At 67.3% G+C, this 24,549-nt stretch carries 24 protein-coding genes and 1 tRNA gene; 13 read left to right on the top strand and 12 right to left on the bottom strand.

Translation table 11 applies throughout. The annotated features are described in order from the left end of the window. Positions 1 to 637: 637 nt before the first annotated feature. Entirely contained in the window at positions 638 to 2,389 is a 1,752-nt protein-coding gene (locus ACZ9GM_RS04805; RefSeq protein WP_367273306.1) for a DIP1281 family NlpC/P60 protein, read from the top strand. Positions 2,390 to 2,393: 4 nt separating this feature from the next. On the opposite strand, the gene ACZ9GM_RS04800 is transcribed toward ACZ9GM_RS04805, so the two are convergent. Further along, positions 2,394 to 3,236 carry a hypothetical protein gene (locus tag ACZ9GM_RS04800; RefSeq protein ID WP_476037349.1) on the bottom strand — a complete coding sequence of 281 codons (843 nt, stop codon included), beginning with the start codon at positions 3,234 to 3,236 and terminating at the stop codon, positions 2,394 to 2,396. A 39-nt stretch (positions 3,237 to 3,275) separates the two neighbouring features. On the opposite strand from ACZ9GM_RS04800, the gene ACZ9GM_RS04795 reads away from it, so the two are divergent. Beyond that, on the top strand, positions 3,276 to 4,136 hold the full coding sequence (locus ACZ9GM_RS04795; protein ID WP_291473812.1) for a DUF3097 domain-containing protein: 861 nt from the start codon (positions 3,276 to 3,278) through the stop codon (positions 4,134 to 4,136). Between the two features lie 12 nt (positions 4,137 to 4,148). Here the strand turns inward: ACZ9GM_RS04795 and ACZ9GM_RS04790 are convergent, their stop codons facing one another. The 3 genes from ACZ9GM_RS04790 to ACZ9GM_RS04780 all read right to left on the bottom strand — a co-directional run bounded on the left by ACZ9GM_RS04790 (position 4,149) and on the right by ACZ9GM_RS04780 (position 5,656). Continuing rightward, complete coding sequence (locus ACZ9GM_RS04790; RefSeq protein WP_291473811.1) at positions 4,149 to 4,793, bottom strand: DNA-binding protein; 645 nt, start codon at positions 4,791 to 4,793, stop codon at positions 4,149 to 4,151. 25 nt (positions 4,794 to 4,818) lie between these two features. Continuing rightward, positions 4,819 to 5,502 (bottom strand): TVP38/TMEM64 family protein, encoded by a 684-nt coding sequence (locus ACZ9GM_RS04785; protein WP_476037348.1) that lies wholly within the window; start codon positions 5,500 to 5,502, stop codon positions 4,819 to 4,821. Between the two features lie 68 nt (positions 5,503 to 5,570). After that, a tRNA-Leu gene (locus tag ACZ9GM_RS04780) sits at positions 5,571 to 5,656 on the bottom strand. Positions 5,657 to 5,775: 119 nt separating this feature from the next. Between ACZ9GM_RS04780 and ACZ9GM_RS04775 the strand changes: the two genes are divergently transcribed. Beyond that, positions 5,776 to 6,336 (top strand): YbhB/YbcL family Raf kinase inhibitor-like protein, encoded by a 561-nt coding sequence (locus ACZ9GM_RS04775; protein ID WP_291473809.1) that lies wholly within the window; start codon positions 5,776 to 5,778, stop codon positions 6,334 to 6,336. A 29-nt stretch (positions 6,337 to 6,365) separates the two neighbouring features. On the opposite strand, the gene ACZ9GM_RS04770 is transcribed toward ACZ9GM_RS04775, so the two are convergent. After that, entirely contained in the window at positions 6,366 to 7,475 is a 1,110-nt protein-coding gene (locus ACZ9GM_RS04770; protein ID WP_291473808.1) for a quinone-dependent dihydroorotate dehydrogenase, read from the bottom strand. 26 nt (positions 7,476 to 7,501) lie between these two features. Continuing rightward, positions 7,502 to 8,599: a hypothetical protein gene (locus ACZ9GM_RS04765; protein WP_291473807.1), complete on the bottom strand. Its 1,098-nt coding sequence runs from the start codon at positions 8,597 to 8,599 to the stop codon at positions 7,502 to 7,504. 43 nt (positions 8,600 to 8,642) lie between these two features. Between ACZ9GM_RS04765 and ACZ9GM_RS04760 the strand changes: the two genes are divergently transcribed. The 3 genes from ACZ9GM_RS04760 to ACZ9GM_RS04750 are packed head-to-tail and all read left to right on the top strand — an operon-like array spanning position 8,643 to position 11,199. Further along, positions 8,643 to 9,515: an undecaprenyl-diphosphate phosphatase gene (locus ACZ9GM_RS04760; protein WP_476037347.1), complete on the top strand. Its 873-nt coding sequence runs from the start codon at positions 8,643 to 8,645 to the stop codon at positions 9,513 to 9,515. Between the two features lie 23 nt (positions 9,516 to 9,538). Beyond that, positions 9,539 to 10,831: a cysteine--1-D-myo-inosityl 2-amino-2-deoxy-alpha-D-glucopyranoside ligase gene (gene mshC / locus ACZ9GM_RS04755; protein WP_291473806.1), complete on the top strand. Its 1,293-nt coding sequence runs from the start codon at positions 9,539 to 9,541 to the stop codon at positions 10,829 to 10,831. Beyond that, entirely contained in the window at positions 10,828 to 11,199 is a 372-nt protein-coding gene (locus ACZ9GM_RS04750; RefSeq protein WP_291473805.1) for a hypothetical protein, read from the top strand. The genes mshC and ACZ9GM_RS04750 overlap by 4 nt, the downstream gene beginning before the upstream one ends. Here ACZ9GM_RS04750 and ACZ9GM_RS04745 read toward each other — a convergent pair. Then, complete coding sequence (locus ACZ9GM_RS04745) at positions 11,196 to 12,002, bottom strand: thioesterase family protein (protein ID WP_291473804.1); 807 nt, start codon at positions 12,000 to 12,002, stop codon at positions 11,196 to 11,198. The genes ACZ9GM_RS04750 and ACZ9GM_RS04745 overlap by 4 nt on opposite strands. 59 nt (positions 12,003 to 12,061) lie before the next feature. On the opposite strand from ACZ9GM_RS04745, the gene ACZ9GM_RS04740 reads away from it, so the two are divergent. The 6 genes from ACZ9GM_RS04740 to ACZ9GM_RS04715 all read left to right on the top strand — a co-directional run bounded on the left by ACZ9GM_RS04740 (position 12,062) and on the right by ACZ9GM_RS04715 (position 17,404). Then, positions 12,062 to 12,763, top strand: coding sequence for an HAD family hydrolase (locus ACZ9GM_RS04740; protein WP_291473803.1), 702 nt, complete (start codon positions 12,062 to 12,064; stop codon positions 12,761 to 12,763). A 5-nt stretch (positions 12,764 to 12,768) separates the two neighbouring features. Beyond that, on the top strand, positions 12,769 to 13,032 hold the full coding sequence (locus ACZ9GM_RS04735) for a phosphoribosyl-ATP diphosphatase (protein WP_014009953.1): 264 nt from the start codon (positions 12,769 to 12,771) through the stop codon (positions 13,030 to 13,032). Positions 13,033 to 13,060: 28 nt separating this feature from the next. After that, entirely contained in the window at positions 13,061 to 13,906 is an 846-nt protein-coding gene (gene hisG, locus ACZ9GM_RS04730; RefSeq protein WP_291473890.1) for an ATP phosphoribosyltransferase, read from the top strand. A 114-nt stretch (positions 13,907 to 14,020) separates the two neighbouring features. After that, positions 14,021 to 15,532, top strand: a complete 1,512-nt coding sequence (gene aspA, locus ACZ9GM_RS04725) for an aspartate ammonia-lyase (protein ID WP_291473889.1) — start codon at positions 14,021 to 14,023, stop codon at positions 15,530 to 15,532. Positions 15,533 to 15,561: 29 nt separating this feature from the next. Continuing rightward, positions 15,562 to 16,494, top strand: coding sequence for a Sir2 family NAD-dependent protein deacetylase (locus tag ACZ9GM_RS04720; RefSeq protein WP_291473802.1), 933 nt, complete (start codon positions 15,562 to 15,564; stop codon positions 16,492 to 16,494). 604 nt (positions 16,495 to 17,098) lie between these two features. Further along, positions 17,099 to 17,404 (top strand): helix-turn-helix transcriptional regulator, encoded by a 306-nt coding sequence (locus ACZ9GM_RS04715; protein ID WP_367273305.1) that lies wholly within the window; start codon positions 17,099 to 17,101, stop codon positions 17,402 to 17,404. A gap of 34 nt (positions 17,405 to 17,438) precedes the next feature. On the opposite strand, the gene ACZ9GM_RS04710 is transcribed toward ACZ9GM_RS04715, so the two are convergent. The 5 genes from ACZ9GM_RS04710 to ACZ9GM_RS04690 are packed head-to-tail and all read right to left on the bottom strand — an operon-like array spanning position 17,439 to position 23,155. Next, positions 17,439 to 18,275, bottom strand: coding sequence for a RecB family exonuclease (locus tag ACZ9GM_RS04710; RefSeq protein ID WP_291473801.1), 837 nt, complete (start codon positions 18,273 to 18,275; stop codon positions 17,439 to 17,441). After that, the gene (locus ACZ9GM_RS04705) at positions 18,272 to 19,654 is read right to left on the bottom strand and encodes an FAD-binding oxidoreductase (protein ID WP_291473800.1); all 1,383 of its coding nucleotides are present in this window, start codon (positions 19,652 to 19,654) and stop codon (positions 18,272 to 18,274) included. Before ACZ9GM_RS04705 ends, ACZ9GM_RS04710 begins: the two co-directional genes overlap by 4 nt. After that, entirely contained in the window at positions 19,647 to 21,023 is a 1,377-nt protein-coding gene (locus ACZ9GM_RS04700; RefSeq protein WP_291473888.1) for an FAD-binding oxidoreductase, read from the bottom strand. The genes ACZ9GM_RS04705 and ACZ9GM_RS04700 overlap by 8 nt, the downstream gene beginning before the upstream one ends. Before the next feature lie 14 nt (positions 21,024 to 21,037). Next, positions 21,038 to 22,444, bottom strand: coding sequence for an FAD-binding oxidoreductase (locus ACZ9GM_RS04695; protein ID WP_476037346.1), 1,407 nt, complete (start codon positions 22,442 to 22,444; stop codon positions 21,038 to 21,040). 33 nt (positions 22,445 to 22,477) lie between these two features. Then, on the bottom strand, positions 22,478 to 23,155 hold the full coding sequence (locus ACZ9GM_RS04690; RefSeq protein ID WP_291473798.1) for a YoaK family protein: 678 nt from the start codon (positions 23,153 to 23,155) through the stop codon (positions 22,478 to 22,480). Between the two features lie 22 nt (positions 23,156 to 23,177). Here ACZ9GM_RS04690 and ACZ9GM_RS04685 point away from each other — a divergent pair, with 22 nt between their 5' ends. After that, the gene (locus ACZ9GM_RS04685; RefSeq protein ID WP_476037345.1) at positions 23,178 to 24,476 is read left to right on the top strand and encodes a thioredoxin domain-containing protein; all 1,299 of its coding nucleotides are present in this window, start codon (positions 23,178 to 23,180) and stop codon (positions 24,474 to 24,476) included. Positions 24,477 to 24,549 lie beyond the last annotated feature (73 nt).

Raw genomic sequence — 24,549 nt, 5'->3', positions numbered from 1 at the left:
GCAGGCGAGAGTGCCGGATGTCAGACGGGAATGTCGGGGTCTCCCATCCGGGTACAAAAGCCGGCGAACCATCGCGTTCCGGCGTCGCACCCGAGTGCGATGCCCGTTTTCGTCAAGTGTCAGAGGTTGACAGATCTCAGCTCAGCATCCCCCTCGGACAGTGGACCGGAATCGCTGGTTAGCAGGAGCGTTCGGAAGTCAAGAATGCAGACTAGACGGATATCAACTCGAGATCGAGACTTTGAGTTGTAGTTCCTGGCACACTTCAACCCGACACGCCGGGCCATTACAGAGTGTGATGTAGATCACTCTCATTGTTTCAGAGAGTGATCCCGCAGGTCACGGTGAAGAAGTTGCCGATGTTGTTCATGGTGACAGATGTGAATGATGTTGTTGAGGTTTCTTCCGGGTCATGTGTGGCCTACGGTGCACCTGTCGTCGTTTGATAACGATTCGTGATCTAAGTGAACCGAGAGGTCGACCTCCCGGTCCCGAAGGTCACGAAACATCAACGACGGAGGCGGTCCACCACCCCGGGCCCCGACCTCCTCCCGTGGGGAAGCGGGAGGAACGGGTGCCGAACCGGGGACTGCCGGAACTGACTCTTTCCGCCCACTCGCACGAGGAGACCATCACCGTGGCACTTCGACTGACAACCCGTGGCCGTGCCCGCGGGGCAACTGCACGAGGTACAGGAGCCCTGCTGGCAGTCGCCGTGACCGCCGGCCTCACCACCCAGGCAAGTCCGGCCATGGCCGACGAAACCACCGGCACCGGTGCCGAGGCCTATCTCGCTGATCTGGTCGCCCGCGTTTCCGCGGCCGAAGACCAGGTCAACGCACTGGAAGGCGAGCTGGGCGGACTCCGCGAATCCGTCAACAAGTCCCGGGTCGATTTCGACCAGAGCACCCGGGATGCACAGGACGCACAGGACCAGGTCACCGACGCCCGCTCCCGCCTCGGCGGTAGTGAAGATGAACTCGGTACCGCGCAGGCAGATCTCGACGAGATCTCCCGGTCGGCCTACGCCCAGGGTGGCGACGCCTCTGCGGTGCCGCTGGCCGCAGGATCCGACGCCGACGACGCCATCGACCGTGCCACCTACATCAGGATGGCCGCCGAGCGTCAGCAGGCGGAGGTCGACCGCCTGGACCTGGCGCGTACCCAGGCCGCGAACGAGGAATCCTCACTCCGTGAGGCCCGCGACAACGCAGACAGTCTCGTCGCCGCCGCCCGGCAGGCGCAGGACGATGCCCAGGCCCAGTTCGAGAAGGTCCAGCAGGATCTCGCCTCCCGGGCCGACGAACACACCAGGCTTCTCGCTGACGCCGACATCGCACGCGAGCAGCTCGCTGCCGCCCGCGCCGCGGTCGACCGCGCCGGCAAGGAGGAGGGTGCCACCTCCTTCGACAAACGTCGTGCGGCGGAGACCGCGGTGTCCAAGATTGACACCGTACCGGCGGAAACCACCACCGGGACCACGACCGGGGCCGCCACGGAGACGGCGTCTGAGGACACCGGGACCGCCGGGACCACAGACGCCACCGCAGCCCAGGACGTCACGGAAGATGCGTCGGAGACCACGGAAGTTCTGAACCGGGAGAACTCCTCCGAGGTCAACGGAAATGACTTGACACAGCCCCAGGAGGAAACTACTGCGGAAGGTGAGGCAGACGCCTCGACCTTCAGCGCGGACACCGCCGGTGATGAGCGTCGTCAGGCCGCCATCGACGGTCTTCTGGATGCCGCAGGTGCCGCCGCCGTGGCCGGCTTCACCGCCAACATGAACGGTGAGGATCCCCTTGCCGCAGCTGCTGATGCGGCCCAGAGCTCTGCGGCAGAGTCCTACGGCTCACTTCCGGAAGCGACCTCCGGTGACGGGGAAGACACCGGAGTCCTTCCGGGGACTGGCACCTCGACCGGTAACACCGGCGACACCTCGTCCCCGGACGCTTCGGGCACCGCCACCGAGAAGATCGACCGGGTCATCGACCGTGGTATGTCCCAGCTCGGTGTCACCTACGCCTGGGGCGGCGGCGACCTGAATGGTCCGACCCTCGGCATCCGTGACGGCGGCGTCGCCGACGCCCACGGTGACTACGCGAAGGTCGGCTTCGACTGCTCCGGTCTGATGATGTACGCCTTCAACGCCGTCGGCATCCAGTTGCAGCACTACTCCGGCTATCAGTACACCGCGGGAAAGCAGGTGCCGGTCGAGCAGGCACAGCGGGGCGACATGCTCTTCTGGGGCATCGGTGGCAGCGGCCACGTCGCGCTCTACCTGGGCGACGGCAAGATGCTCGAGGCTCCGCAGTCCGGAGACGTGGTCAAGGTCTCCGACGTACGGTGGAGTGGCGCCATGCCCTACGCCGTCCGGATGATCGAGTAGGCGCTCACCGCAACAGTTCGCGCATCGCGTGGTCGACAGCCGTCGTCCGAGCGGTGCGCACTGCGCGTGACAGGGGGAGGATCCGGGGATCCAGGGAGGCTCCGGCTGCCGAGGTACGGGTCACCTCGATGATCGAGGCGACGACGTCGGCCCGGGCCATCAGCTTCGCCGCCCTCGGGCTCACCCCGGCCGGCAGTCCCGGCAGACCGAAATAGTCGCTCAGCGCACCGACAGCCATCCGTGGCGCGCGATGGCGGGCAGGAAGCAGGCCGTCGGACTCAATGAGTCCTGCGGCCTGCTCCGTCGCCTCGGTGAGCAGCCGATCGGCGTCCCCGGGCGAGTAGACGGCCAGGGCAGGGACGCGCCCCTCGGTCCGGTACCAGGTCCACTGGACCAATGAACGGTCCAGCAGCTGCGGCACGAGGACGTGGAGCACCTCCGGGTGGGCGTCCGCCACGGTGATCCCGGCACCGGCGGTAGCCACCGCCGCCGCTCCACGGGTGCCGGCGGGAAGGGCGGGGACATCACCGGGTCCGGCCAGGACAAGGCCCACCAGCGGGCGGTCGGAGACCGAGACCGGGGCGTCGGCGGCGATACTCCGCACCGCGCGCAGCATGTCGACCAGGGAGGTGGGGCGACCACCGAACTCTCCGTCGAAGGGGTCGCCGGAGGTGGCGTCCACCAACAGGGTGTGTGCGGGTCCCTGGACTTCGGTGAAGGCGTCGATGACGTCATCGGCGGACAGGAGGCCGTGCAGCCACCAGCCGAGCCACAGGGTGGAGTTCTGTACCGGGGACCAGAGCTGTTCGCGCAGCGAGGTCCCGAGTGCGGGCCGGGGTGTGGTCATTCGTCACAGCTTAGCGCTCTCCGCCTAGAATTCACGCCCATGGGTTACAGCGACAGGTACGGATCCGACATTCTCGGCGGCTCAGGTTGTTCAGGTGGAGCTGGTGGGCACCGGCCCCGGCGTCCCGCCCCGCCCGAGGTCCCGGCGACGCCCGGGCTGGTCGTGGAGACCGCGGACGGCGAATGGGTCGGGGCGGTCACCGGCTTCGAGCGCAGCTACGACGGCGACTTTGTCCGGCTGGAAGACCGCCACGGCAGGGACCGCCTGTTCAAGCTGCGTCCGGGTGCCTTCCTTCTGGAGGGACGCCCCGTCACGCTGGTCCGGCACGTGGAGAAGCGGGCGGCCGAGCGATCCAACTCCGGGTCCAGGAAGGTCGCCGACGTCCGCGCGAAGGTCGCCGCCCCGTCGCGGATCTGGGTGGAGGGCCTGCACGATGCTGCGATCGTCGAGCAGGTCTGGGGTCACGATCTGCGCGTCGAGGGCGTGGTCGTCGAGTTCATCGAGGGCCTCGACAATCTGCCCGAGATGCTCGCCGAGTTCAACCCCGGACCGGGACGCCGGGTCGGGGTACTCGCCGACCACCTCGTGGAGGGCTCGAAGGAGACCCGCCTCATCGAGCGACTCGACCGTCGGGTCCGCGACCACGTCCTGGTCACCGGACACCCGTACATCGACATCTGGGAGGCGGTGAAGCCCGCGTCCGTCGGTATCCGGGAATGGCCCCGCGTGCCGCGGGGCGAGGACTGGAAGACCGGGGTGTGCCGGCAACTCGGCTGGGGGACGCCACGCGACGGTTGGCACCGGGTGTACTCGTCGGTGAAGACTTTCCGGGATCTGGATGCCACCCTCATCGGTGCGGTGGAGCGGCTCGTCGACTTCGTCACCGAGCCGGGGCACTGAGACTGGTACCGGTCAGACCAGGTCCGTGACCCGCCGCAGCATGTGGACGGCCAGCGTCCACCCTGCCTGTTCCGCCTGCCAGCCCGCCGCGGCGAGCCGCTGGGACATGGCCTGCTTGGAGATACCTACGTGGTCGGCCGCCTCGGTCTGGAGGTACCCCTGACGCATGAGTGCGGTCGCTTCCCGACCTTCGGGGGTCCGCCGGGTCAGGACGTGGGCGAGGAGGGTGAAGGCGGCGGTGACATCGTCGGCGACATCCGCCGGAGTGCCCGGTGCACGGACTCCGCCGGGACCGGGCAACTCGACACGGGTCGTCACCGTCGCTGCCCGGTGCTGGCGTCCGAAGGAACGGGCGGCAGCCTCGAAGAGCTGGTCATGAAGGTCGCCGGTAGCCCCGGCCTCGTCCGGGGTGCTGTCGACCGGGCCCACCCCGCCGACGACCGCTCCGATACCCACCGCGAAATCACCGGCCTGCAGCAGGTTGAGTATGACGGTCGTGGCGCCGTCGGCGTCAGAGGAGACCACCGCGAACCCCTCGGCGCCGTAGATCCGGACGTCGGACACCGCACTGGTGGAGGCCAGTGCCTCGGCGACATCTCGGATGTAGTCGGCCCGGCGTCTCGACCGGCCATGGTACAGGGCGTGGATGGCGAACATACGTCCACGATACAACCACGGATGTCTACCCTGTCGACTTGACCCCAGCACGCAGAAGCCGCATCTCCCGCCCGGTGAGCAGGACGCCCACCAGGATGACCACCGCACTGATCCCCAGCACCCAGGGGCTTCCGCCTCCCAACAGCGCATCCGTGGCAACGACCGTCGCCACCGTGTTCGGTGCTGAGCCGAAGGCCGTCGCGACGAGGTAGAGGCCCAGCGGGATCTTCGTCAGCGCGCAGGCGTAGTTCAGCAGACTGAACGGGACCGCCGGGATCATCCGCAGACCCAGGACGCTGATCCAGCCACGCTGCGCGAGCATCTCCTGGATGACTGCGAGCCGAGCATGGATCTCCGGTGACGAGGTCCGTCTCACGGTGCGGGCCCCGAAACGACGGATCAGCAGCAGCGACACCGTCGCGGACACTGCCAGGCCCGCCAGGGCCAGGAGGCTGCCGGCCAGGGCTCCGAACAGGGCTCCGGCGGAGATCGTCCAGACGGTCCGCGGGAACGGCAGCTGGGTGCTGACGACCATCATCCCCAGCCAGGTGAGCGGTGCCCATACACCGGTGGCGGAGACCGTGTCACGGACACTGTCAGCATCCGGCATCGGGACAACGACCATCATCGCCGCCAGGAGGACCAGGATCATCGCGAGTGCGGTGAGCTTCCGCCAGGGGAGACCTCGGAAGCCGGGGAAACGACGCATGTCCGGGGTGCCTCCTTCCGACATGAGACAAGGCCCGCCGTTGTCGGCGGGCCTTGTCTCTTTCTGGGTGTCCGGAGGGGGACTTGAACCCCCACGTCCGTTAATAGGACACTAGCACCTCAAGCTAGCGCGTCTGCCATTCCGCCACCCGGACAGGGTAACTGCTGCACGGACCGTGAGAGGCGCCGTGCGGACTCGCATACTGTAGCCCGCGGGGTCAGGGGAGACCAAATCGCCGCTGCGCCCCCGCCGGTTTGAGGCATACTGGAGCACATGAGCGTTCCAGAACAGAAGAACCACCAGCCCACGTACATCGATGACCGGTTCCCGGGCCCCGACCCCTACGGACCGCTGACTGACCTGCCGACCTTCACCGTCACCAGTGAGGACGTCACCGACGGCCGCCGACTGGCCGAAGGCCAGCTCGGTGGCAACGACATTTCCCCGCAGCTGTCCTGGTCCGGCGCTCCGGAGGGCACCGAGACCTATGCTGTGACCTGCTATGATCCGGACGCGCCGACCGGCTCCGGCTACTGGCACTGGGCCGTGTTCAACATCCCGGCCTCGGTGACCTCTCTGGCCGCCGGTGCCGGTGACGATGAACTCGTCGGTCTGCCGGAAGGTGCTGTGGCCCTGCGCGGTGACAGTGGTCGCCGCGGCTTCTACGGTGCCGAGCCCCCGGCCGGCCACGGTCCCCACCGCTACATCTACGCCGTCCACGCCGTCCCTGAGCGGCTGGACATCCCCGACCGGTCCACCCCGACCATCCTCGGGTTCAACCTGAACTTCAAGGCCTCTGCCCGTGCCCTGCTGTGGGGTTGGGCGGAGAACTGAGTTTCCCCCTGGTCGACTGATCAGAACCGTCAGTCGATCCAGGGAAGCTCCCTGCCCACGGCCTCGGAGATATCCGTCAGGCCGTGGCGGCGGACCTGGTCGGCCAAGCCCAGGTGGATGTCCCGGATCCAGTCCGGGCCACCGTAGATGAAGGCCGAGTAGCCCTGCAGGAGCGTGGCACCGGCACCGATGCGCTCCCACGCCTGCTGCGGGGTCTCGATACCGCCCACGCCGATGAGCACGAGCTTGTCACCGGCCCGGCGGTAGATGCGCTGCAGCACTTCCAGGGCGCGGGCGGCCACCGGTGCGCCGGAGACACCACCGGCGCCGAGTTCACGCGCGCCGGGGGTTACCAGACCCTCCCTGCTGATCGTCGTGTTGGTGGCGATGAGCCCGGTGACCCGAAGTTCCACCGCGAGATCGGTCACCGCGTCCACATCCTCGTCGGAAAGGTCCGGGGCGATCTTCACGAACAGGGGTCGTGCGCTGACCTCACGGACCGCCTCGACGATCGGACGCAGCGATTCGACCGCCTGCAGGTCACGCAGGCCAGGGGTGTTGGGGGAGGAGACGTTGATGACCAGGTAGTCGGCGACCCCGTCGACGGCCTGTGCTGAGATGCGGTAGTCGTCGGCGGCCTCGTCAGCGGGGGTGACCTTGGTCTTGCCGAGATTCACCCCCAGCGGCTCCGGCTCGACACGGTCGCGCAGCCGCTCGGCGGCGGCCGCTGCTCCGTCGTTGTTGAAACCCATGCGGTTGAGCAGCGCCCGGTCCGCCTTGAGGCGGAACAGTCGGGGGGTGGGGTTGCCGGGCTGGCCGGCGGCGGTGACGGTGCCGACCTCGGCGGAGCCGAAGCCGAGCGGCCCCCAGATATCGGCTTCGGTGGCGTTCTTGTCGAAGCCGGCCGCCAGACCCAGCGGGCGCGGGAAGTGGAGCCCTGCGACGGTCTGGGCGAGCACCGGGTCATCGACGACGAGGCACCGGCGCAGCAGTTTCCGGATCACCGGGACCTGGGACGCCAGGGACAGCCACCGGTTCATCAGCACATGGATCCGCTCGGGATGGAGCCGGAACATGACCTTGAGGGAGGCGTCGTAGGCAACACCGCGCACGGCGCGGAACGAGGGGAGGGCAGACACGTCAGTGGTCCTTTTCTACGGATATTCTACGGGCGCTGGTTGCCGGTGGGCAGGTCAGCGGAATCGATGAGCTGGCGGGTGCCGTCGGCACCGATGAGCAGGAGGTCACCGTCAGGGTTGTCGGTGATCTGCCGGACATCGGCGACGGTGTCGACCCGACCGACCTCGACAGGGGTGCCGCTGGCGAGGTCGTAGGCGGTCAGCGCGTTGTCACCGGTGGTCGAGACCCACATGAGCTGACGCCCGGCGTCCCACAGCACCGCCCAGGGCGACGGGCCGGTGTGCACGGCCTGGGTATGCCGGACGACGTCGGTGAGGGTGTAGACCAGCGCCTGGTCGGTACGTGGGTCGGAGGCGACGAGCACGCCGTCCGGGGTCTGGCTGGCGGAGGCGGTACCCAGGCCCTGACCGACGCGCAGAGCGGCGTTGTACTGACGCTTGTCCATGTCGATGTCCGCCACCGAGGACTGCTCGACGTCGAGTACGGCGACGCGCCACTGGGCGGCACCGTCGTTGTCGGCGTTGCGGTCGTTGCCGACCGGCGTCATGCCCGAGGGGGTGGAACTGACACCCTCGGAGTTCTTCTTGTCACCCTCGGCGTCGTACCAGGTGACCTGGTCGGACCCCTCGGTCGTCACGGCGACCGTTCCGTCGGCGACCACGGCGGCACCGGTGACGGTGGATCCGATCTCGAGGGTGCGGGTCTCCTTGCCGTAGGCGTCGCGGACGCTGACGGTGTCGCCACAGGTGAGGATCACACCGTCAGGTGCGGAGACGACCCGGTCACAGTTGTCGTCGACGTCGACGGTGTCGGCACTGCCGTCGGCGACCTCGCTGAGAGTGCCGACCGCCAGCTCACCGTCGCCGAGGGCGGCCACGGCGTCGGTGCCCGCGGCGTCCTCCCCGAGACCGATCCGTGCGAGGTCGGTGACGGCATCGCCTCCGGTCACGTCGCCGACGGCATCGCCGCCGGTTCCGCCAGGGGAGACGTCGGGTGTCGCGGCGACGCCGACGACGGTCTCGCCGTCCCCGTCATCGGAATCTCCGCCGCAGCCGGCGAGGGTGAGGGTGGTCGCGAGAGCGATCACCGAGGTACAGACGGTCTTGTGGGACAGGCGCTTCACCCGTCTCACGCTACTACACCCTGTGCCGGTAACCTCTCCACACATGACCCAGACTCTTCTCTCCGCTTCCGAGACGGTGACCACGGACATGGGATGGTTGCAGGTTGTCGTCCTGTCGATCGTCCAGGGGCTCACCGAGTTCCTCCCGGTCTCCTCCTCAGGCCACCTCAGGATCGTCTCCGAACTCTTCTGGGGTGAGGACGCCGGTGCCTCCTTCACCGCCGTCGTCCAGCTCGGTACCGAGCTCGCCGTCCTCGTTTTCTTCGCCAAGGACATCTGGCTGATCCTCACAGCCTGGTTCGCCGGGGTGTTCGACCGGCAGAAGCGCGACAACCTCAACTACCGGATGGGCTGGATGATCATCGTCGGCACCATCCCGGTGGGTGTCCTCGGTTTCCTCTTCCAGGACATGATCCGGGACGCGCTGCGCAACCTGTGGATCACCGCGTCCGTCCTCATCCTGTTCTCCTTCGTGTTCATCTTCGCGGAGAAGGTCGGCACCAAGAAGCGTGGCTTCGACGAACTGACGATGAAGGACGCCGTGGTCATGGGCCTGGCCCAGTGCCTCTCGCTGATCCCCGGCGTCTCCCGGTCCGGTGGCACGGTCTCCGCCGGTCTGTTCCTCAACCTCGACCGCGAGGTCGCCACCCGGTTCTCCTTCCTGCTGGCGATTCCGGCGGTGCTCGCCTCCGGACTGTTCAGCCTGCCGGACGCCTTCAACCCGTCCTCCGGGCAGGCTGCCAGTGGGGTTCAGCTGTTCATCGGTACCGCCGTGGCCTTCATCGTCGGCTACATCGCCATCGCCTGGCTGCTGAAGTTCGTCGCCAACCACTCCTTCGCCTGGTTCGCGGCCTGGCGCATCCCCGTCGGCCTGCTGGTCATGCTTCTGCTGGGTCTCGGAGTGATGAGCGCATAGCACCGCGGGTAGTATCTGTGGCCATGCGTTCATGGCCTCTCCCTGAAGTCCCCACCCTGTCCGGGGACGGAGTTCCCCTGTCCCTGTACGACACCGCCGATGACGTGGTGCGGCCGGTCCGCACCGACTGGGCGTCGGGGGAGGTGGGGATCTATGTCTGCGGGATCACCCCCTATGACTCGACCCACCTCGGCCATGCGGCGACCTACGTGACTTTCGACCTCGTCCACCGCGCCCTGCTCGACAACGGACACCGGGTCCACTTCGTCGAGAACATCACCGATGTCGACGACCCGTTGTTCGAACGTGCCGAGCGTGACGGTGTGGACTGGCGCGATCTGGGCAGCTCCCAGATCGACCTCTTCCGGTCCGACATGGAGGCCCTGTCGGTCATCCCGCCGCGCGAGTACGTCGGAGCGATGGAGTCCGTCGACGAGGTCATCGACCTGGTCAACCGGCTGCTGGAGGTCGGCGCGGCGTACCGCCTCGACGGTGACGAGTTCCCGGACATCTACGTCGACCACACCTTCACCGAGCAGTTCGGCTACGAGTCCCGGTACACCGCCGACGAGATGGCGGAGTTCTTCGCCGAGCGCGGCGGCGACCCGGACCGGGCCGGCAAGAAGTATCCGCTCGACGCCCTCGTCTGGCGTGCCCACCGTGACGGCGAGCCCTCCTGGGACGCCCCCTTCGGCGCCGGTCGCCCCGGCTGGCACGTCGAGTGCTCGGCCATCGCCACCAACCGGCTCGGTACGTCCTTCGCCATCCAGGGCGGTGGCAGCGACCTGCGCTTCCCCCACCACGAATTCTCCGCCGCCCATGCCGAGGCCGCCCACGGCTGCGACCGGATGGCCGACCACTACGTCCACACCGGTATGATCGGCCTGGACGGGGTGAAGATGAGCAAGTCGCTAGGCAATCTCGTCTTCGTCTCGAAGCTCACCGCCGACGGCCATGACGCTTCCGCGGTCCGGCTGGGGCTCTACGAGCAGCACTACCGGTCCGACCGGAACTGGTCGGACGCGGTGCTCGCCCGGGCCGAGGACCGTCTCGCCAGGTGGCGGAGTGCCGCACAGACCGCGGCCTCCCGCCCGGCGTCCGCGGCGGCGCAGCTGGTCGCGGATGTCCGTGCCGCGCTGTCCGACGACCTCGACACACCGCGCGTCCTGAACCTCGTCGACGCCTGGTGCGCCCGGACCATCGATACCGCAACGTCCGCCCCCGGGGACTCCACCGCGGCTGTCCCTGCGGGAGGCGAGGACGCCGCGACCGTGCTGCGCACCGTCTGTGACGCACTGCTGGGGGTCCGTCTGTGAGCCGTTCCGCCGACCTCATCGCCGAGTTCCTGGACACGCTGAAGTCCCTGTCCACCGGCAGTTACCTGCGGGAGGAGGAGCGGGAGTTCTGGGAGCCCCCGTACCCGCCCGAAGTCGCGTCCGACGCCGCGGAGATCCTCCGCCGGCTGACCGCCGAGATCCGGCAGGAGCCGACGGAGATGTCGTTGGCGGTCATCTCCGCCTACGGTGCCCTGAGTGCCCTGAGTGAGCGTCACGGGGACGCGGTGTTCGAGGACGAGGAGCAGGCGGATTTCCGCGCCATCGTCTCCGAGCTGGCCTTCGAGCATGACCAGGACGCTGACGACGTCATCGACGACCTGGACCGGATCACCGAGCAGGACGACTAGAGCGGATTGATCATCAGCGCCTGGTTACAGGTGCCTACCGGGCCTTCCTCGTCGTAGAGGCGGGCCACGGTGAGTCCGACGCCGTCGGGACCGTAGTTGGCGTCCGCCACGATGCCGGTCCATTCCCCGCGCGGCAGCCGGTGCAGGTTGACGGTGATGTCGGTGTTCATGAAGTGCCACTCCCGGGGATTCAGGGTGGGGTTGGTGCCGTTGGCGGTGTCGGCGACACCCATCAGCCGGACCCAGGGGGAGTCCGGGACGCCCGCGACCACGGTCATCGGGCTACGCACCCAGGCCTGCCCCGGAGCCGAGTGGACTTCGAGGGTGTCGATGTAGCCGGAGGCCCACATACCGAGGAACGACGTCGGGTCCTCGGGATCGGAGACCTCGCACTCCTCGCGGGGAATGATCGGATCGGCCACGGCCTTCTCCACCGCGGTGGTGTCGACGTGGTGGACCCACCAACCGGTTCCACGGGCGACGTCGCGTCCTTCCGGATCGGTGATCACCGCCTCGATGAGGCAGATGCGGCGTCCCGGACGGATGATCCGGGCAGTGGTGTGCAGCAGACCCAGGGGAACGGCGCCGAGCAGGTCCACGCTGACGCGCACCAGGCGCCCGTCGGCCGGTGCGACAGACTCCAGCAGGTAGGTGACCAGTGCTGACGGGGGAGCGCCGTGCTGGAGGCCGGGGCCCCAGGGACTCTCGGTCTCCGGGGTGGCGGTGAAGTCGCGGTGCCGGGTGCCGTCGTCATCTCCGGTCACGTCGCCCGGAAGAAAATACCCTTGTGTGATGTCTGTCATAGACAGGCACTGTACCGGCAGTTCACCAGTCCGGAACGGTCGGGGCATGATGGGGAGTCATGAAGGCGATTCTCTGGGACATGGACGGCACGCTGGTCGACACCGAACCACGGTGGGGCGAGGCGACCTACGCGATGTGCGCGGAGATGGGCCGCGAGCTCACCCCGGAGGTCCGGGAGACCACCGTCGGCGGTATCGCGGAAAACACGGTACAGATCTGCGCCGACTGGGCGGGCCTCACGCTCGACGGGGAGTCACTGGCCCGGTGGGTGGACCGGCTCTACGCGATCGTCTCCGGACTCTTCTCCACCGATCTACCGTTCCGCCCCGGCATCCCGGAGCTGCTCACCGAGGGTAAGGGGATGCTGCCGATGATGGTGGTGACGAACACCTACCGGTCCCTCACTGACCAGGCGCTGCAGACGATCGGCGCGGACCACTTCGTCGGCTCGGTGTGCGGCGACGAGGTCACCCACGGCAAGCCGGACCCCGGGCCGTACCAGCTGGCCTGCCGACGCCTGGGTCTGGCACCGGACGACTGCCTGGTCGTGGAGGACTCGACCAACGGGATGCGCTCGGCGGTGGCGGCCGGGTGTCGCGTCCTCGGCGTCCCGTCCCCGGGGAATACCGTCCCCGAGGGTGCAGCGGACATCGCCGACCTGCGTCCGGGACAGGGGAACGATCTGGACGGCCTGACGGTCGCGGACCTGCTGGACATATGGGGTCGCATCACCGCTTCCACGGTTGATGTGCCACAATGAGTCCCGTGAAAAACTTCGACTCCCTGTTTGAGGAACTTGCCCAGCGTGCCGTCGACCGGCCTGAGGGCTCCGGCACCGTCAAGGCCCTGGACGGTGGACTGCATAACCTCGGCAAGAAAATCGCCGAGGAGGCGGGCGAGGTCTGGCTGGCCGCGGAGTACCAGTCCGACGACGAGCTCTCCGAGGAGATCTCCCAGCTCATCTACTGGCTGCAGGTCATCATGGTCAAGCGAGGCCTGACCCCCGCCGACGTCTACAAGTTCCTCTAGGAGTTCCGTCGTGAGTGCACCCGACGAGATGCTGCGCGTCGCCGTCCCCAACAAGGGTTCCCTGTCGGAGACGGCCACCGACATCCTCAACGAAGCCGGTTACCGGGGGCGTGGGGACACGAAGTCCCTCACCGTCCGCGACGAGGCCAACGGCGTGGAGTTCTACTTCCTGCGCCCCAAGGACATCGCCATCTACGTGGCCAGCGGTCACCTGGACATGGGTATCACCGGACGCGATCTGGCCGCGGACACCCGCGAGGAGACCGAGGAACTCATGGAGCTCGGCTTCGGTTCCTCGACCTTCCGTTACGCCGCCCCGGCGGGGGAGAACTGGACCGTCGACGACCTCGACGGCAAACGCATCGCGACCTCCTACCCGAATCTGGTGCGTCGCGACCTGGAGCAGCGTGGTCTGGACGCCAAGGTCGTCCGTCTCGACGGTGCGGTGGAGATCTCGATCCGTCTCGGTGTGGCGGACGCCATCGCCGATGTCGTCTCCACCGGCCGTACCCTGCGTCAGCAGGGGCTGGAACCGTTCGGTGAGCCGCTGATCTCCTCCACCGCCGTCGTGGTGGGGCGTCGCGGCGCCGATGTCGACGAGCGGCAGAGCGTCTTCCTCAAGCGACTCGAGGGCATCCTCCACGCCCGCAACTACGTCATGATCGAATACAACTGCCCCCGAAACATTCTCGAGCAGGTATCGTCGATCACGCCGGGCCTGTCCGGCCCCACCGTGTCGCCGCTGGCGCATGAGGACTGGGCGGCCGTCCGCGCGATGGTTCCGCGGAAGGACGCCAACTCCCTCATGGACAAGCTCTCGGCACTGGGGGCCAAGGCCATCCTGGCCAGCGACATCCGCATCGCCAGGATCTGACCTCACCCACCCACCCGTCGTCTCCAGGCCCGGCGTTGATCCGAAAGGTCATGCAGTCCCGTGTCAGACTCCCAGAACGATCCCCAGGCCGACCCGAGCAACGATCCGCACGCCATGCCGACCGGGCGGACCTACCGTCCGGTGACGTTGTCGACGGACATCATCACCTCCGCGGAGTCCATCTCCCGCCAGGCACATTCCGCGGACTCCTTCCGTACCGAGGAGGATCTCCTCGGCACGATGGAGGTTCCGGCAGACGCCTACTACGGCATCCACGCGCTGCGGGCGGTCGACAACTTCCAGATCTCGCGGACGACCCTGAACCAGCTGCCGGAGTTCATCCGCGGCATGGTGCAGGTGAAGAAGGCCGCGGCGTTGGCGAACCGGCGGCTGCACACCCTGCCGGGAGACAAGGCCGACGCGATCGTCTGGGCCTGTGACCAGATCCTCGACAGTCACCGGTGCATGGACCAGTTCCCGATCGACGTCTACCAGGGTGGCGCGGGTACCTCGACGAACATGAACGTCAATGAGGTGGTGGCCAACCTCGCCCTGGAATACCTGGGGGAGGAGAAGGGCAGGTATGACGTCATCAATCCCAATGACGACGTCAACATGAGCCAGTCCACGAATGACGCCTACCCGACGGGATTCCGTCTGGGCATCCACACCGCGTTCCAGGAGCTCATCAAGCACCTGGGAGCGCTGGAGCGGTCCTTCGCCGCCAAAGGCGACGAGTTCCGGGACATCATCACGATGGGTCGCACCCAGCTGCAGGACGCGGTGCCGATGAGCCTCGGCGAGGAGTTCACCGCCTTCGCCCGCAACCTGGCTGAGGAGCAGGCGCAGCTCGACCGGGCGGCCAATTTCATGCTCGAGGTCAACCTCGGAGGAACGGCGATCGGGACCGGGGTCAACGCCCCGGCCGGCTACCAGGCACAGGTCACCTCGGCACTGTCGGAGGTGACGGGGCTGGAGATCAAGCCGGCCCGGGATCTGCTGGAGGCCACCAGTGACACGGGTGCCTACGTCAACGCGTCCTCGGTGGTCAAGCGTGCGGCGATGAAGCTGTCGAAGATCTGCAACGACCTGCGACTGCTGTCTTCGGGCCCGCGGGCCGGGCTCAACGAGATCAACCTGCCGGAGCGTCAGGCCGGTTCGTCGATCATGCCGGCGAAGGTCAACCCGGTGATCCCGGAGGTCGTCAACCAGATCTGCTTCAAGGTCTTCGGCAATGACGTGACGATCTCGATGGCGGCGGAGGCCGGTCAGCTCCAGCTCAATGTCATGGAGCCGGTGATCTCGCAGTCCCTGTTCGAGTCGATCCGACTGCTGGCCCGGGCCTGCACCACGCTGCGCACCCTCTGCGTGGTGGACATCACCGCGAACCCGGAAGTCTGCCGCCGTTACGTCGACAACTCCATCGGTATCGTCACCTACCTCAACCCGCTCATCGGCCACCACAACGGTGACCTGGTGGGTAAGGAGTGTGCCCGGACCGGCAAGTCGGTGCCCGAGGTCGTCCTCGAGATGGAACTGCTGGACAAGGAGACCCTCGACAAGGTGCTGAGCACCGAGAACCTGCTGCACCCGGTGTGGCGCGGGGAGCTTTTCCTGGACTCGTAGGGTTCGGGTCACGGGCCTACACTGAGGCCATGGCTCTTCCTGACGCGGTCACTCTCGCCCACCGCTCCGCGCTGCGTTCCATCGCCCGGGTGGTCGAGGAGACCGGGACGCACGCTGATCCGGATGTCGCGCTGCACTCAGTGGCGTCCCAGCTCAGCAGGGGAGGCGTCCTCGTGATCACCGGAGCCGGAGTCTCCACGGATTCCGGCATCCCGGACTACCGGGGGCCGCACGGCTCACTCGGACGGCACCGGCCGATGACCTACCAGGAATTCCGGCATGATCCGGCGGCCTCGCACCGGTACTGGGCACGGTCCTTCGTCGGCTGGCGGGAGATGGCGACGGCCCGGCCGAATGCGACGCACTACGCCATCGCCGAACTCGAGGACACCGGCCTGGTCGATGGCGTCATCACCCAGAACGTCGACGGTCTGCATGCCGCCGCGGGGTCGCGAAACCTGCTGACCCTGCACGGCGACCTGGCCCGCGTGATCTGTCTCGAGTGCGGGCACACCGAAGAGCGACAGTCCTTCGACGCCCGGCTGGAAGCGGCCAACCCCGGCTACCTGGAGGAGATCCGGCCGGATCCCACGCAGGTCAACCCGGACGGTGACGTGACGCTGGATGATGCCCACGTCGCGAAGTTCCGGATGGTCGGCTGTGAGGTCTGCGGTTCGGTGCTGCTGAAGCCGGACGTCGTCTACTTCGGGGAACCGGTGCCTGTCGCACGGCGTGAGCGGGCGGCCCAGATGGTGGAGGAGGCGTCCTCGGTGCTGGTGGTCGGCTCCTCGCTGGCGGTGATGAGCGGCTACCGGCTGGTACTGGACGCGCAGCAGCAGGGCAAGCAGGTCAGTGTCATCAACGGCGGTCCGGGGCGGGCAGATGCGAAGGTCGACGTCCTGTGGCGGGTGTCGGTCGCCCCGGCGTTCCTGGATCTGCTCGATGAACTTGATCTGGAGTGAGCTGGCATTTCACGCGGCAAGAATGTCGGGCGCGATCTGTGCCTGCACGCGGTCCGGCTCGGAGAGCATCCGCCATGCCGGATGAAGCTGGTCGAGGTACGAAACCACATCGCAATGCGACCTCGATCTGACCCCGTGAAGCCCTCCCGCTCGACGCACGGGTCATCGATGCAGGCGAGCAGAGCCGCTGCATCGAACAGATGGCGGTCACGGTCCCGGGAATCCGTGATATACGCGGCGGCTTTCAGGATCAGCGCTCCGAAGGGGCGGGGGACAGAGACTGTGCTCAGTTCCTCACCCTCAATCTGCAGTCGGGCATTCACCGTCCGACGAAGTGCCTGTGTACCACCCTCCGTTCTCACCATGTCGCGTCCCCGAAGCTTCTCCACGACCCGCGCAGCCGCATGGTCGGCAATCACCACGTCAGCCTGCTCCTCCTGACAATCGGCGACGACGTCGACAGCGGTCACGCCTCGCACGAAACGGTGGGCGGTGTTGTTCCCGGGATCGATACTGTGCTGAAGGTGGTGGCCCAGGCCTTCCAGGGCAGTCCCAGGGCCGGGTCCTCCTGCCGACCGATTCGCGAGCACGCGCGATCGCCGAAATGGTGACGCGTGACCCGGGCCGCCGTATCCCACTCAAGGACCTCACCGAGAAGCCCGGGGGAAATGAAAGAACGGTGCACAGGAAGTTCCAGGAAGAAACCGGAAAGAGCTACCGAGAACGGCTCACCGAAGTGCGACTCACCGCAGCTCTCCCACTGCTCGATGGGAAACTACCACTGACAGATGTCTGCACCGCCGTCGGGTATACAAGCACCACCGGATTCATCTCGGCATTCCGAAAGCGGTTCGGGCAGACTCCTGGTGAGTACCGCGTGCAGACCCGAGTGACCGGGTTCCAAAGCTAATTGAGGTAGCTCGTCGAACTTGCGACCTGTCTCTTCACGCGAACTCGGGCGGCACTCCCGGATATTCCGGCGGGGTGCCGTTGAAGGCGGGGCAGATCTTCTGGAAGGAACACCAGCCGCACAGCTTCGAGGTCTTCGGCGCGAAGCTACCGGACCGGGCGTCGGTGCCCACAGCGTCCCAGATACGGCCGAGGTCCTTCTCCACGTAGTTGAGCTCTGCCGGGGTCGGTGAGAGCACCATGTCGTCCCGGACCTTGAGGTACATCAACCGCAGCTGCTCGGGGATGTGGTCGTAGAGCCGCCACCACACCAGGGCGTAGAACCGCATCTGGAACATCGCCTGACCGGCGAACCGGGGGATCGGCTTCTTCCCGGTCTTGTAGTCGACAACACGGACTTCGCCGGTGGGGGCGACATCCACGCGGTCGATGAAGCCGCGCACCGGCACCCCGTTCGGCAGGGTGAGGTCGACGAACTTCTCCATCGAGTCCGCGTCGAAGGCTTCCGGGTTCTCCATGAGGAAGTAGCCCTTGACCAGGTCACGGGAGGCGACGAGGAAGTCCATGTAGTCGGACTCCGGCACCAGCTCATCCAGCAGCGGGTCCTTCGCCGTCATCGCCGCCCAGTGCGGCTTGAGCATCTTCACCGCCGCCGGGTAGGTGCGCTCCGCGCGCGGGAGACCGTGCAGTTCCTCCAGGACCGCATGGACCAGCGTCCCCTTGACCTGGGCGACGGTGCTGGGCTCGGGCAGTCGGTCGATCGCCCGGAAGCGGTAGAGCAGCGGGCACTGGTTGTAGTCTCCGACGCGGGAGGGGGACAGGGCGAGCGGGCGACGCTTCGCGGGAGCGGGTAAAGCAGACTCAGAAGTCACAGGCGGGACAGCATCTTTCCGGGGTTGAGGATACCCGTCGGGTCGACGGCGTTCTTGATCTCACGGTGCAGGTGGCGGTTGCCTTCGTCGAGCTCCTTGGCCAGCCACTCCGCCTTCAGCGCACCCACGCCGTGCTCACCGGTGATCGTGCCGCCGAGCTCCAGGCCCAGCTCCATGATCCGGTAGAAGGCGTCGTAACCGGCGGTGACGGATGCCGGGTCGTCGTTGTCGAAGAAGACCGAGGGGTGGGTGTTGCCGTCACCGGCGTGGGCGATGACGGCGACCCGGATCCCGGTCGCCTCACCGATGCGGGTGATCCCGTCGCAGAACTCCGCCAGCCTGTCACGGGGAACGCACACGTCATCGAGCATCTGCCCGCCACCGTGGGACTGCGCATAGTGCTCGAAGGCTGTCTGGGCGGAACGTCGGGCGGCCACCAGCATCTCGGAGTCGTCCGGGTTGTCGGCGAAGGCGACATCGACAGCACCGTGTTCCTGCGCGATGTCGGCGAAGGCCTCGGCGTCCGCGGACGCGGTAGTGGAATCGGACTGCATGATGAGGACCGCACCGACCGAGGCATCAAGACCGAAATCCGTCATGTCCTGGACCATGCCGACGGTCGTACCGTCCATCATCTCCAACAGGGACGGTGTGGCTCCGGTGCGCATGTACGCGGAGACGGCGGACGCGGCGGCGGTGACCGAGGGGAAGGTCGCCAGGGCGCTCAGCGGATCGGGACCCAGCGGCACGAGCTTGAGGGTCGCTTCGACGATGACGCCGAGGTTTCCCTCCGAACCGGTGAACAGTGAGGTGAGATCCAGGCCGGCGACGCCCTTGACGGTGCGGTGACCGAGGCGCGTCAGGGTTCCGTCGGCGAGGACGACCTTGATCTCACGGACGTACTCGCGTGTCACCCCGTACTTTACGCAGCACATGCCGCCGGCGTTCGTGGCGATGTTCCCGCCGATCGAGCACATCGCGTAGGAACCCGGGTCCGGCGGGTAGGCCAGGCCCTTCGTCTTCAGCGCGTCCTTGAGGTCCTTGTTGATGATGCCGGGTTCGACGGTGACGGTCTTGTTCTCCTCGTCGACCTCGAGGATCCGGTCCATGTTCCGCACCGACAGCAGTATGCAGCCGTCCACGGCGCAGGCGCCACCTGAGAGTCCCGAGCGCGCACCCTGGGGGACCACGGGGATCCCGTGGGCGTGGGCGAAACGCATGGTCGCGACGACATCGTCGACCGAGTGCGCGCGGACAAGGGCCAGGGCGCTGCCGTCGGCACGGTACACCGATTCATCGGAGGAGAAGGTCTCCAGGATGTCCGGGTCGGTGGAGAGCGGACCGGTCAGCTGGTCGGCGAGAGTGGCGAGGTCAGACATAGTGCAGCATTTTACCGGGGCTCAGGATGCCGGTGGGGTCCACCGCATCCTTGATGACGCGGTGCAGGTGGCGGTTGCCCTCGTCGAGTTCCCTGGCCAGCCACTCCGCCTTGAGGACGCCGACCCCGTGCTCACCGGTGATCGTGCCGCCCAGGGCCAGCCCCAGTGCCATGATCCGGTCGAAGGCCCCGGTAGCCGCTGCCCGGGAGGCGGCGTCCTGCTGGTCATAGAAGACGGAGGGATGGACGTTGCCGTCGCCGGCGTGGGCGACCAGCGCGATCATCGTCCCGGTCTCCTCGCGGATCGCCTCGACCCCGGAACAGAACTCGGCGAGGTGGGAGCGGGGGACGCAGACATCGTCGATGAGCTGCCCACCGCCGTGGGCGCGGGCGTAGTGCTCATTGCCGGGCTGGACGGAGCGGCGGGCGGCGACAAGCATCTCGGAGTCCAGGGCATTGTCGGCGAAAGCGACGTCGACGGCTCCGTGGTCCCGGGAGATCGCGGCGAAGGCCTCGGTGTCCTCCGCTGCAGTGGTCGAGTCGGACTGCATGATGAGGACTGCTCCGACCGAGTCGTCCATGCCGAAGTCGCCGATGGCGTTGATGAAGCCGATGGAAATGCCGTCCATCATCTCCAGCATCGACGGAGTGGCCCCGGTGGCCGTGTAGGCGGCAACGGCTTCGGTGGCGGTACGCACGTCGGGGAAGGTCGCCAGGGCACTCAGCGGGTCTGTGCCCAGCGGCACGAGCTTGAGTGTGGCCTCGACGATGACGCCGAGGGTGCCCTCTGAGCCGGTGAACAGGGCGGTGAGGTCCAGGCCGGCCACCCCCTTCACGGTCCGGTGGCCGAGCCGGGTAACGGTCCCGTCGGCGAGGACGACGGTGATCTCACGGACGTACTCGCGGGTCACGCCGTACTTCACACAGCACATACCGCCGGCGTTCGTGGCGATGTTCCCGCCGATCGAGCACATCGCCACCGAACCGGGGTCCGGAGGATAGGCCAGCCCGTAAGGCCGCAGCGCGTTCTTCAGGTCCAGATTGATGATGCCGGGTTCGACGGTGACGGTCTTGTTCTCCTCGTCCACGGAGATGATCCGGTCCATGGCCCTGACAGACAGCAGGATGCACCCGTCGACGGCGCAGGCACCACCGGACAGTCCGGAGCGCGCGCCCTGCGGGATCACGGGGATGCCGTGGGCGTAGGCGAAGCTCATCGTGGCGACCACGTCGTCGACGCAGGACGCCCGGACCAGGGCGAGGGCGGCTCCGTCGGGCCGGTGCTCGGACTCGTCGAGAGAGTGGGTGGCCAGGACATCCGGGTCGGTGGTCAGCGAACCGGTGAGTTGTGCGGCGAGGGTGTCAAGCATGGCAGCGGCGTCGGTCACAGGTGCTCCAGCATCTTTCCGGGATTGAGGATGCCGGTGGGGTCCACGGCGTCCTTGATTGAACGGTGCAGGCGACGGTTGCCCTCGTCGAGTTCCCTGGCCAGCCATTCCGACTTCAGGTTACCCACACCGTGTTCACCGGTGATCGTGCCGCCGAGTTCGAGTCCCAGCGCCATGATCTGGTCGAAGGCGTCCCTGGCACGGGCGACAGAGGCCTCGTCGGCGGTGTCGAAGAAGACCGACGGGTGCATGTTGCCGTCGCCGGCGTGGGCGATCACGGCGACCATCGCACCGGTGGACGCGCTGATGGCGTCCACCCGGTCGCAGAACTCCGCCATGGCCGAGCGCGGGATGCAGACGTCGTCGAGCAGCTGTCCGCCACCGTGCGCCCGGGCGTAGTGCTCCCAGGCCGGCTGGGCGGACCGGCGGGCGGCGACAAGCATCTCGGAGTCCCGGGCATTGTCGGCGAAGGCGACGTCGTGGGCACCGTTGTCGGTCGCCACTGTGGCAAAGGCCTCGGTATCCGCAGCAGCGGTGGTGGAGTCCGACTGCATGATGAGCACTGCACCGACCGACTCGTCGAGACCGAAGTCCCCGAGGGCGTTGATCATGCCGATGGTCTTCGCATCCATCATCTCCAGCAGGGAAGGGGTCGCACCCGTGGCCATGTACGCCGCCACGGTCTGCACTGCAGCCCTGACTGTGGAGAAGGTCGCGAGGGCAGAGAGCGGATCCGGGCCCAGTGGAACGAGCTTGAGGGTGGCTTCGACGATGACGCCGAGGGTGCCTTCAGAGCCGGTGAACAGCCCTGCCAGGTCGAGCCCGGCGACACCCTTGACGGTGCGGTGCCCGAGCCGGGTCAGCGTCCCGTCGGCGAGCACGACCTTCAGTTCGCGGACGTACTCACGGGTCACGCCGTACTTCACGCAGCACATGCCACCGGCATTGGTCGCGATGTTCCCGCCGATCGAACACATCGCCACCGAACCGGGGTCCGGCGGGTAGGCCAGCCCGTAGGGGCGCAGCGCATTCTTCAGGTCCAGGTTGATGATCCCGGGTTCGACGGTGACCGTCTTGTTCTCCTCGTCCACCGCAAGAATCCGGTCCATGGACTTGACCGACAGGAGAATGCAGCCGTCCACCGCATTCGCCCCGCCCGAGATACCCGAGCGTGCGCCCTGGGGCACCACCGGGATACCGTGGGCGTAGGCGACACGCATCGTGGCGACCACATCGTCGACCGAATGCGCCCGGACCAGGGCGAGCGGCGTCCCGTCCGGGGAGTAGAGGGACTCGTCGCGGGAGAAGGTGGCGAGGATGTCAGGGTCCGTGATCAGAGACCCGGTGAGGAGGGAACCCAGCTCAGCATCGAGGTCGGCGTCAACAGTGTCAACAGTGCTCATACACCTGACTGTAGTCCGCGGCTGAACAGGCTTTTACAGCGGCAGCCCGGCGCGTCGACGCCCCTCGCGCACCACCTGACTGACCACCGTGAGCAGCAGCATGTAGCCGGCGATGACGTAGACCGTGGAGATGCCCAGGGTCTCGAAAACCACGGCACCGCCCACCGCACCGACCGCCAGGCCCAGCCACAGCAGCAGATGGGAGATCCAGCGGATATGCTCGCCGCCGAAGAAGGCGTCCACCAGTCGCTGGCCCATCTTCACCAGTGTGCCGGTCATGTAGGTCAGCGGGACCGCAACCTCCCCGTCGCGTTCGAAGACGCTGTTGAGGGCACCGATGCCGACGGAGAGCACCAGCATGGCCGCACGCTCGGCGTCGAGGGCGACAAGCAGTGCGGAAAGGCCGAAGAGGAGGGTGACGGTGACCATCACCGCCTCCCGCCCCCGGGTCAGCTCCCACCGGTTCCGCGCGAGTCGGTGGACCAGCGCACCGAGGATCACGCCGCCGAGGAACAGTCCGAGGCAGCTGCCTGCGAGAACGGCGAGGCTTCCGTCGCCCTCGACCGCGGCGGTGGCGAAGCGGGTGGTGTTTCCGGACATGAAGGACAGGAAGACGCCACCGAGGTAGAGGAAGCCGACGGAGTCGACGAACCCTGCGAGAACGGTGAGGGCGACAGCGAGCAGCTGTTCACCACGTCGGTAGGTGTGCACGCGTCCACGCTACCGTGGGGGCATGTCCACCACTCCGAACAGACTCGCTGACTCAACCTCCCCGTACCTGCGCCAGCACGCCGACAACCCTGTCGACTGGTGGCCGTGGGGTCCGGAGGCGTTCGCTGAGGCTCGCCGCCGGGATGTCCCTGTCTTCCTGTCGATCGGTTACGCCACCTGCCACTGGTGCCATGTCATGGCGCGGGAGAGTTTCTCCGATCCGGACATCGCCGCACAGATCAACGCCGGTTTCGTGACGGTGAAGGTCGACCGGGAGCAGCATCCGGGCGTCGACGCCGTCTACATGCAGGCCACCCAGGCCCTCACCGGGCAGGGTGGTTGGCCGATGACGGTGGTCACCGACGCCGACGGCCGGCCGTTCTTCGCCGGCACCTACTTCCGGCCCGACCAGCTCACGCAGTTGCTCGCGGCACTCGTGCGCACCTGGAGGGAGGACCGGGCGCAGGTGGACGCCGTGGCCGGCAAGCTCACCCACACCCTGGCAGCGGCGTCAGAGGAGGGAGGGTCGGCGTCCTGGCACGCCGACGAGGACACCGAGGCACTCCCGGCACGGATCGTCGCCGCCGGTGCCGGAGTGGTCGAGGGTGCACCGACGTTCCCGCCGTCGGCCGCGCTGCTGGGACTGGTGCGCTACGCCGAGCAGGAGGGCGCGCAGAACACCCCGGTGAAGGACGCTGCCCTCGACCGGGTGGAATCGACCCTCCACGACATGGTCCGCGGTGGCCTGTTCGACCAGCTCGGCGGCGGGTTCCACCGCTACTGTGTGGACGCCACGTGGACCGTCCCGCACTTCGAGAAGACCCTCTACGACAATGCGCTGCTGGTGCGCGCAATGTCGGCGTACCTGGCGCACCGTCCCGAGGATGAGCTGGTCCGGCGTGCGGCAGAGCTGACCTGTGCATTCCTGACCGCGGACATGCGGACCGGAACCGGCGCTCTCTTCGTCAGCAGTCTGGACGCCGACGCCGACGGCGTGGAGGGGCTGACCTACACCTGGACACCGTCGGAGATCGCCGCGGTTGTCGGACAGGACGCCGATTCCGTCTCCACCGCCTATGGAGTGTCCCCCGCGGGCCAGCTCGACGGCCGGTCCGTGCTCACCCTGAGAGGAGACGCCCCGGACGATCAGGTCCGTCAGGCCCTGCTGGCAGCGAGGGCGCAGCGTACTCAGCCGGGCATCGACGACAAGGTCATCACCGCCTGGAACGCCATGGCAGCCGCTCGCACTGACGGAAGCCGGGGATCCGGAGGGGCCGCGTGCCACGGCCGCGCTCCGGGAGCAGGCGGTACTCACCAATGACGAGGGCACTGTCCTCGACGTCACCCGCTGTCCCGGTGCCCCGGGCACGCTCGAGGACTGCGCCTGGCTGCTG

The organism is Corynebacterium sp. UD i78 (assembly GCF_056280545.1).
The sequence above is the reverse complement of the archived record's forward strand: the minus strand, read 5'-3'. Positions and strand labels throughout refer to the sequence as shown.

Coding starts and splice junctions, on each gene's coding strand:
- ACZ9GM_RS04800 (WP_476037349.1), bottom strand. CDS start 3,236: ATGACCACACCCCGGCCCGCACTCGGGACCTCGCTGCGCGAACAGCTC.
- ACZ9GM_RS04795 (WP_291473812.1), top strand. CDS start 3,276: ATGGGTTACAGCGACAGGTACGGATCCGACATTCTCGGCGGCTCAGGT.
- ACZ9GM_RS04790 (WP_291473811.1), bottom strand. CDS start 4,793: ATGTTCGCCATCCACGCCCTGTACCATGGCCGGTCGAGACGCCGGGCC.
- ACZ9GM_RS04785 (WP_476037348.1), bottom strand. CDS start 5,502: ATGCGTCGTTTCCCCGGCTTCCGAGGTCTCCCCTGGCGGAAGCTCACC.
- ACZ9GM_RS04775 (WP_291473809.1), top strand. CDS start 5,776: ATGAGCGTTCCAGAACAGAAGAACCACCAGCCCACGTACATCGATGAC.
- ACZ9GM_RS04760 (WP_476037347.1), top strand. CDS start 8,643: ATGACCCAGACTCTTCTCTCCGCTTCCGAGACGGTGACCACGGACATG.
- mshC (WP_291473806.1), top strand. CDS start 9,539: ATGCGTTCATGGCCTCTCCCTGAAGTCCCCACCCTGTCCGGGGACGGA.
- ACZ9GM_RS04745 (WP_291473804.1), bottom strand. CDS start 12,002: ATGACAGACATCACACAAGGGTATTTTCTTCCGGGCGACGTGACCGGA.
- ACZ9GM_RS04740 (WP_291473803.1), top strand. CDS start 12,062: ATGAAGGCGATTCTCTGGGACATGGACGGCACGCTGGTCGACACCGAA.
- hisG (WP_291473890.1), top strand. CDS start 13,061: ATGCTGCGCGTCGCCGTCCCCAACAAGGGTTCCCTGTCGGAGACGGCC.
- aspA (WP_291473889.1), top strand. CDS start 14,021: ATGCCGACCGGGCGGACCTACCGTCCGGTGACGTTGTCGACGGACATC.
- ACZ9GM_RS04720 (WP_291473802.1), top strand. CDS start 15,562: ATGGCTCTTCCTGACGCGGTCACTCTCGCCCACCGCTCCGCGCTGCGT.
- ACZ9GM_RS04715 (WP_367273305.1), top strand. CDS start 17,099: ATGGTGACGCGTGACCCGGGCCGCCGTATCCCACTCAAGGACCTCACC.
- ACZ9GM_RS04705 (WP_291473800.1), bottom strand. CDS start 19,654: ATGTCTGACCTCGCCACTCTCGCCGACCAGCTGACCGGTCCGCTCTCC.
- ACZ9GM_RS04700 (WP_291473888.1), bottom strand. CDS start 21,023: ATGCTTGACACCCTCGCCGCACAACTCACCGGTTCGCTGACCACCGAC.
- ACZ9GM_RS04695 (WP_476037346.1), bottom strand. CDS start 22,444: ATGAGCACTGTTGACACTGTTGACGCCGACCTCGATGCTGAGCTGGGT.
- ACZ9GM_RS04685 (WP_476037345.1), top strand. CDS start 23,178: ATGTCCACCACTCCGAACAGACTCGCTGACTCAACCTCCCCGTACCTG.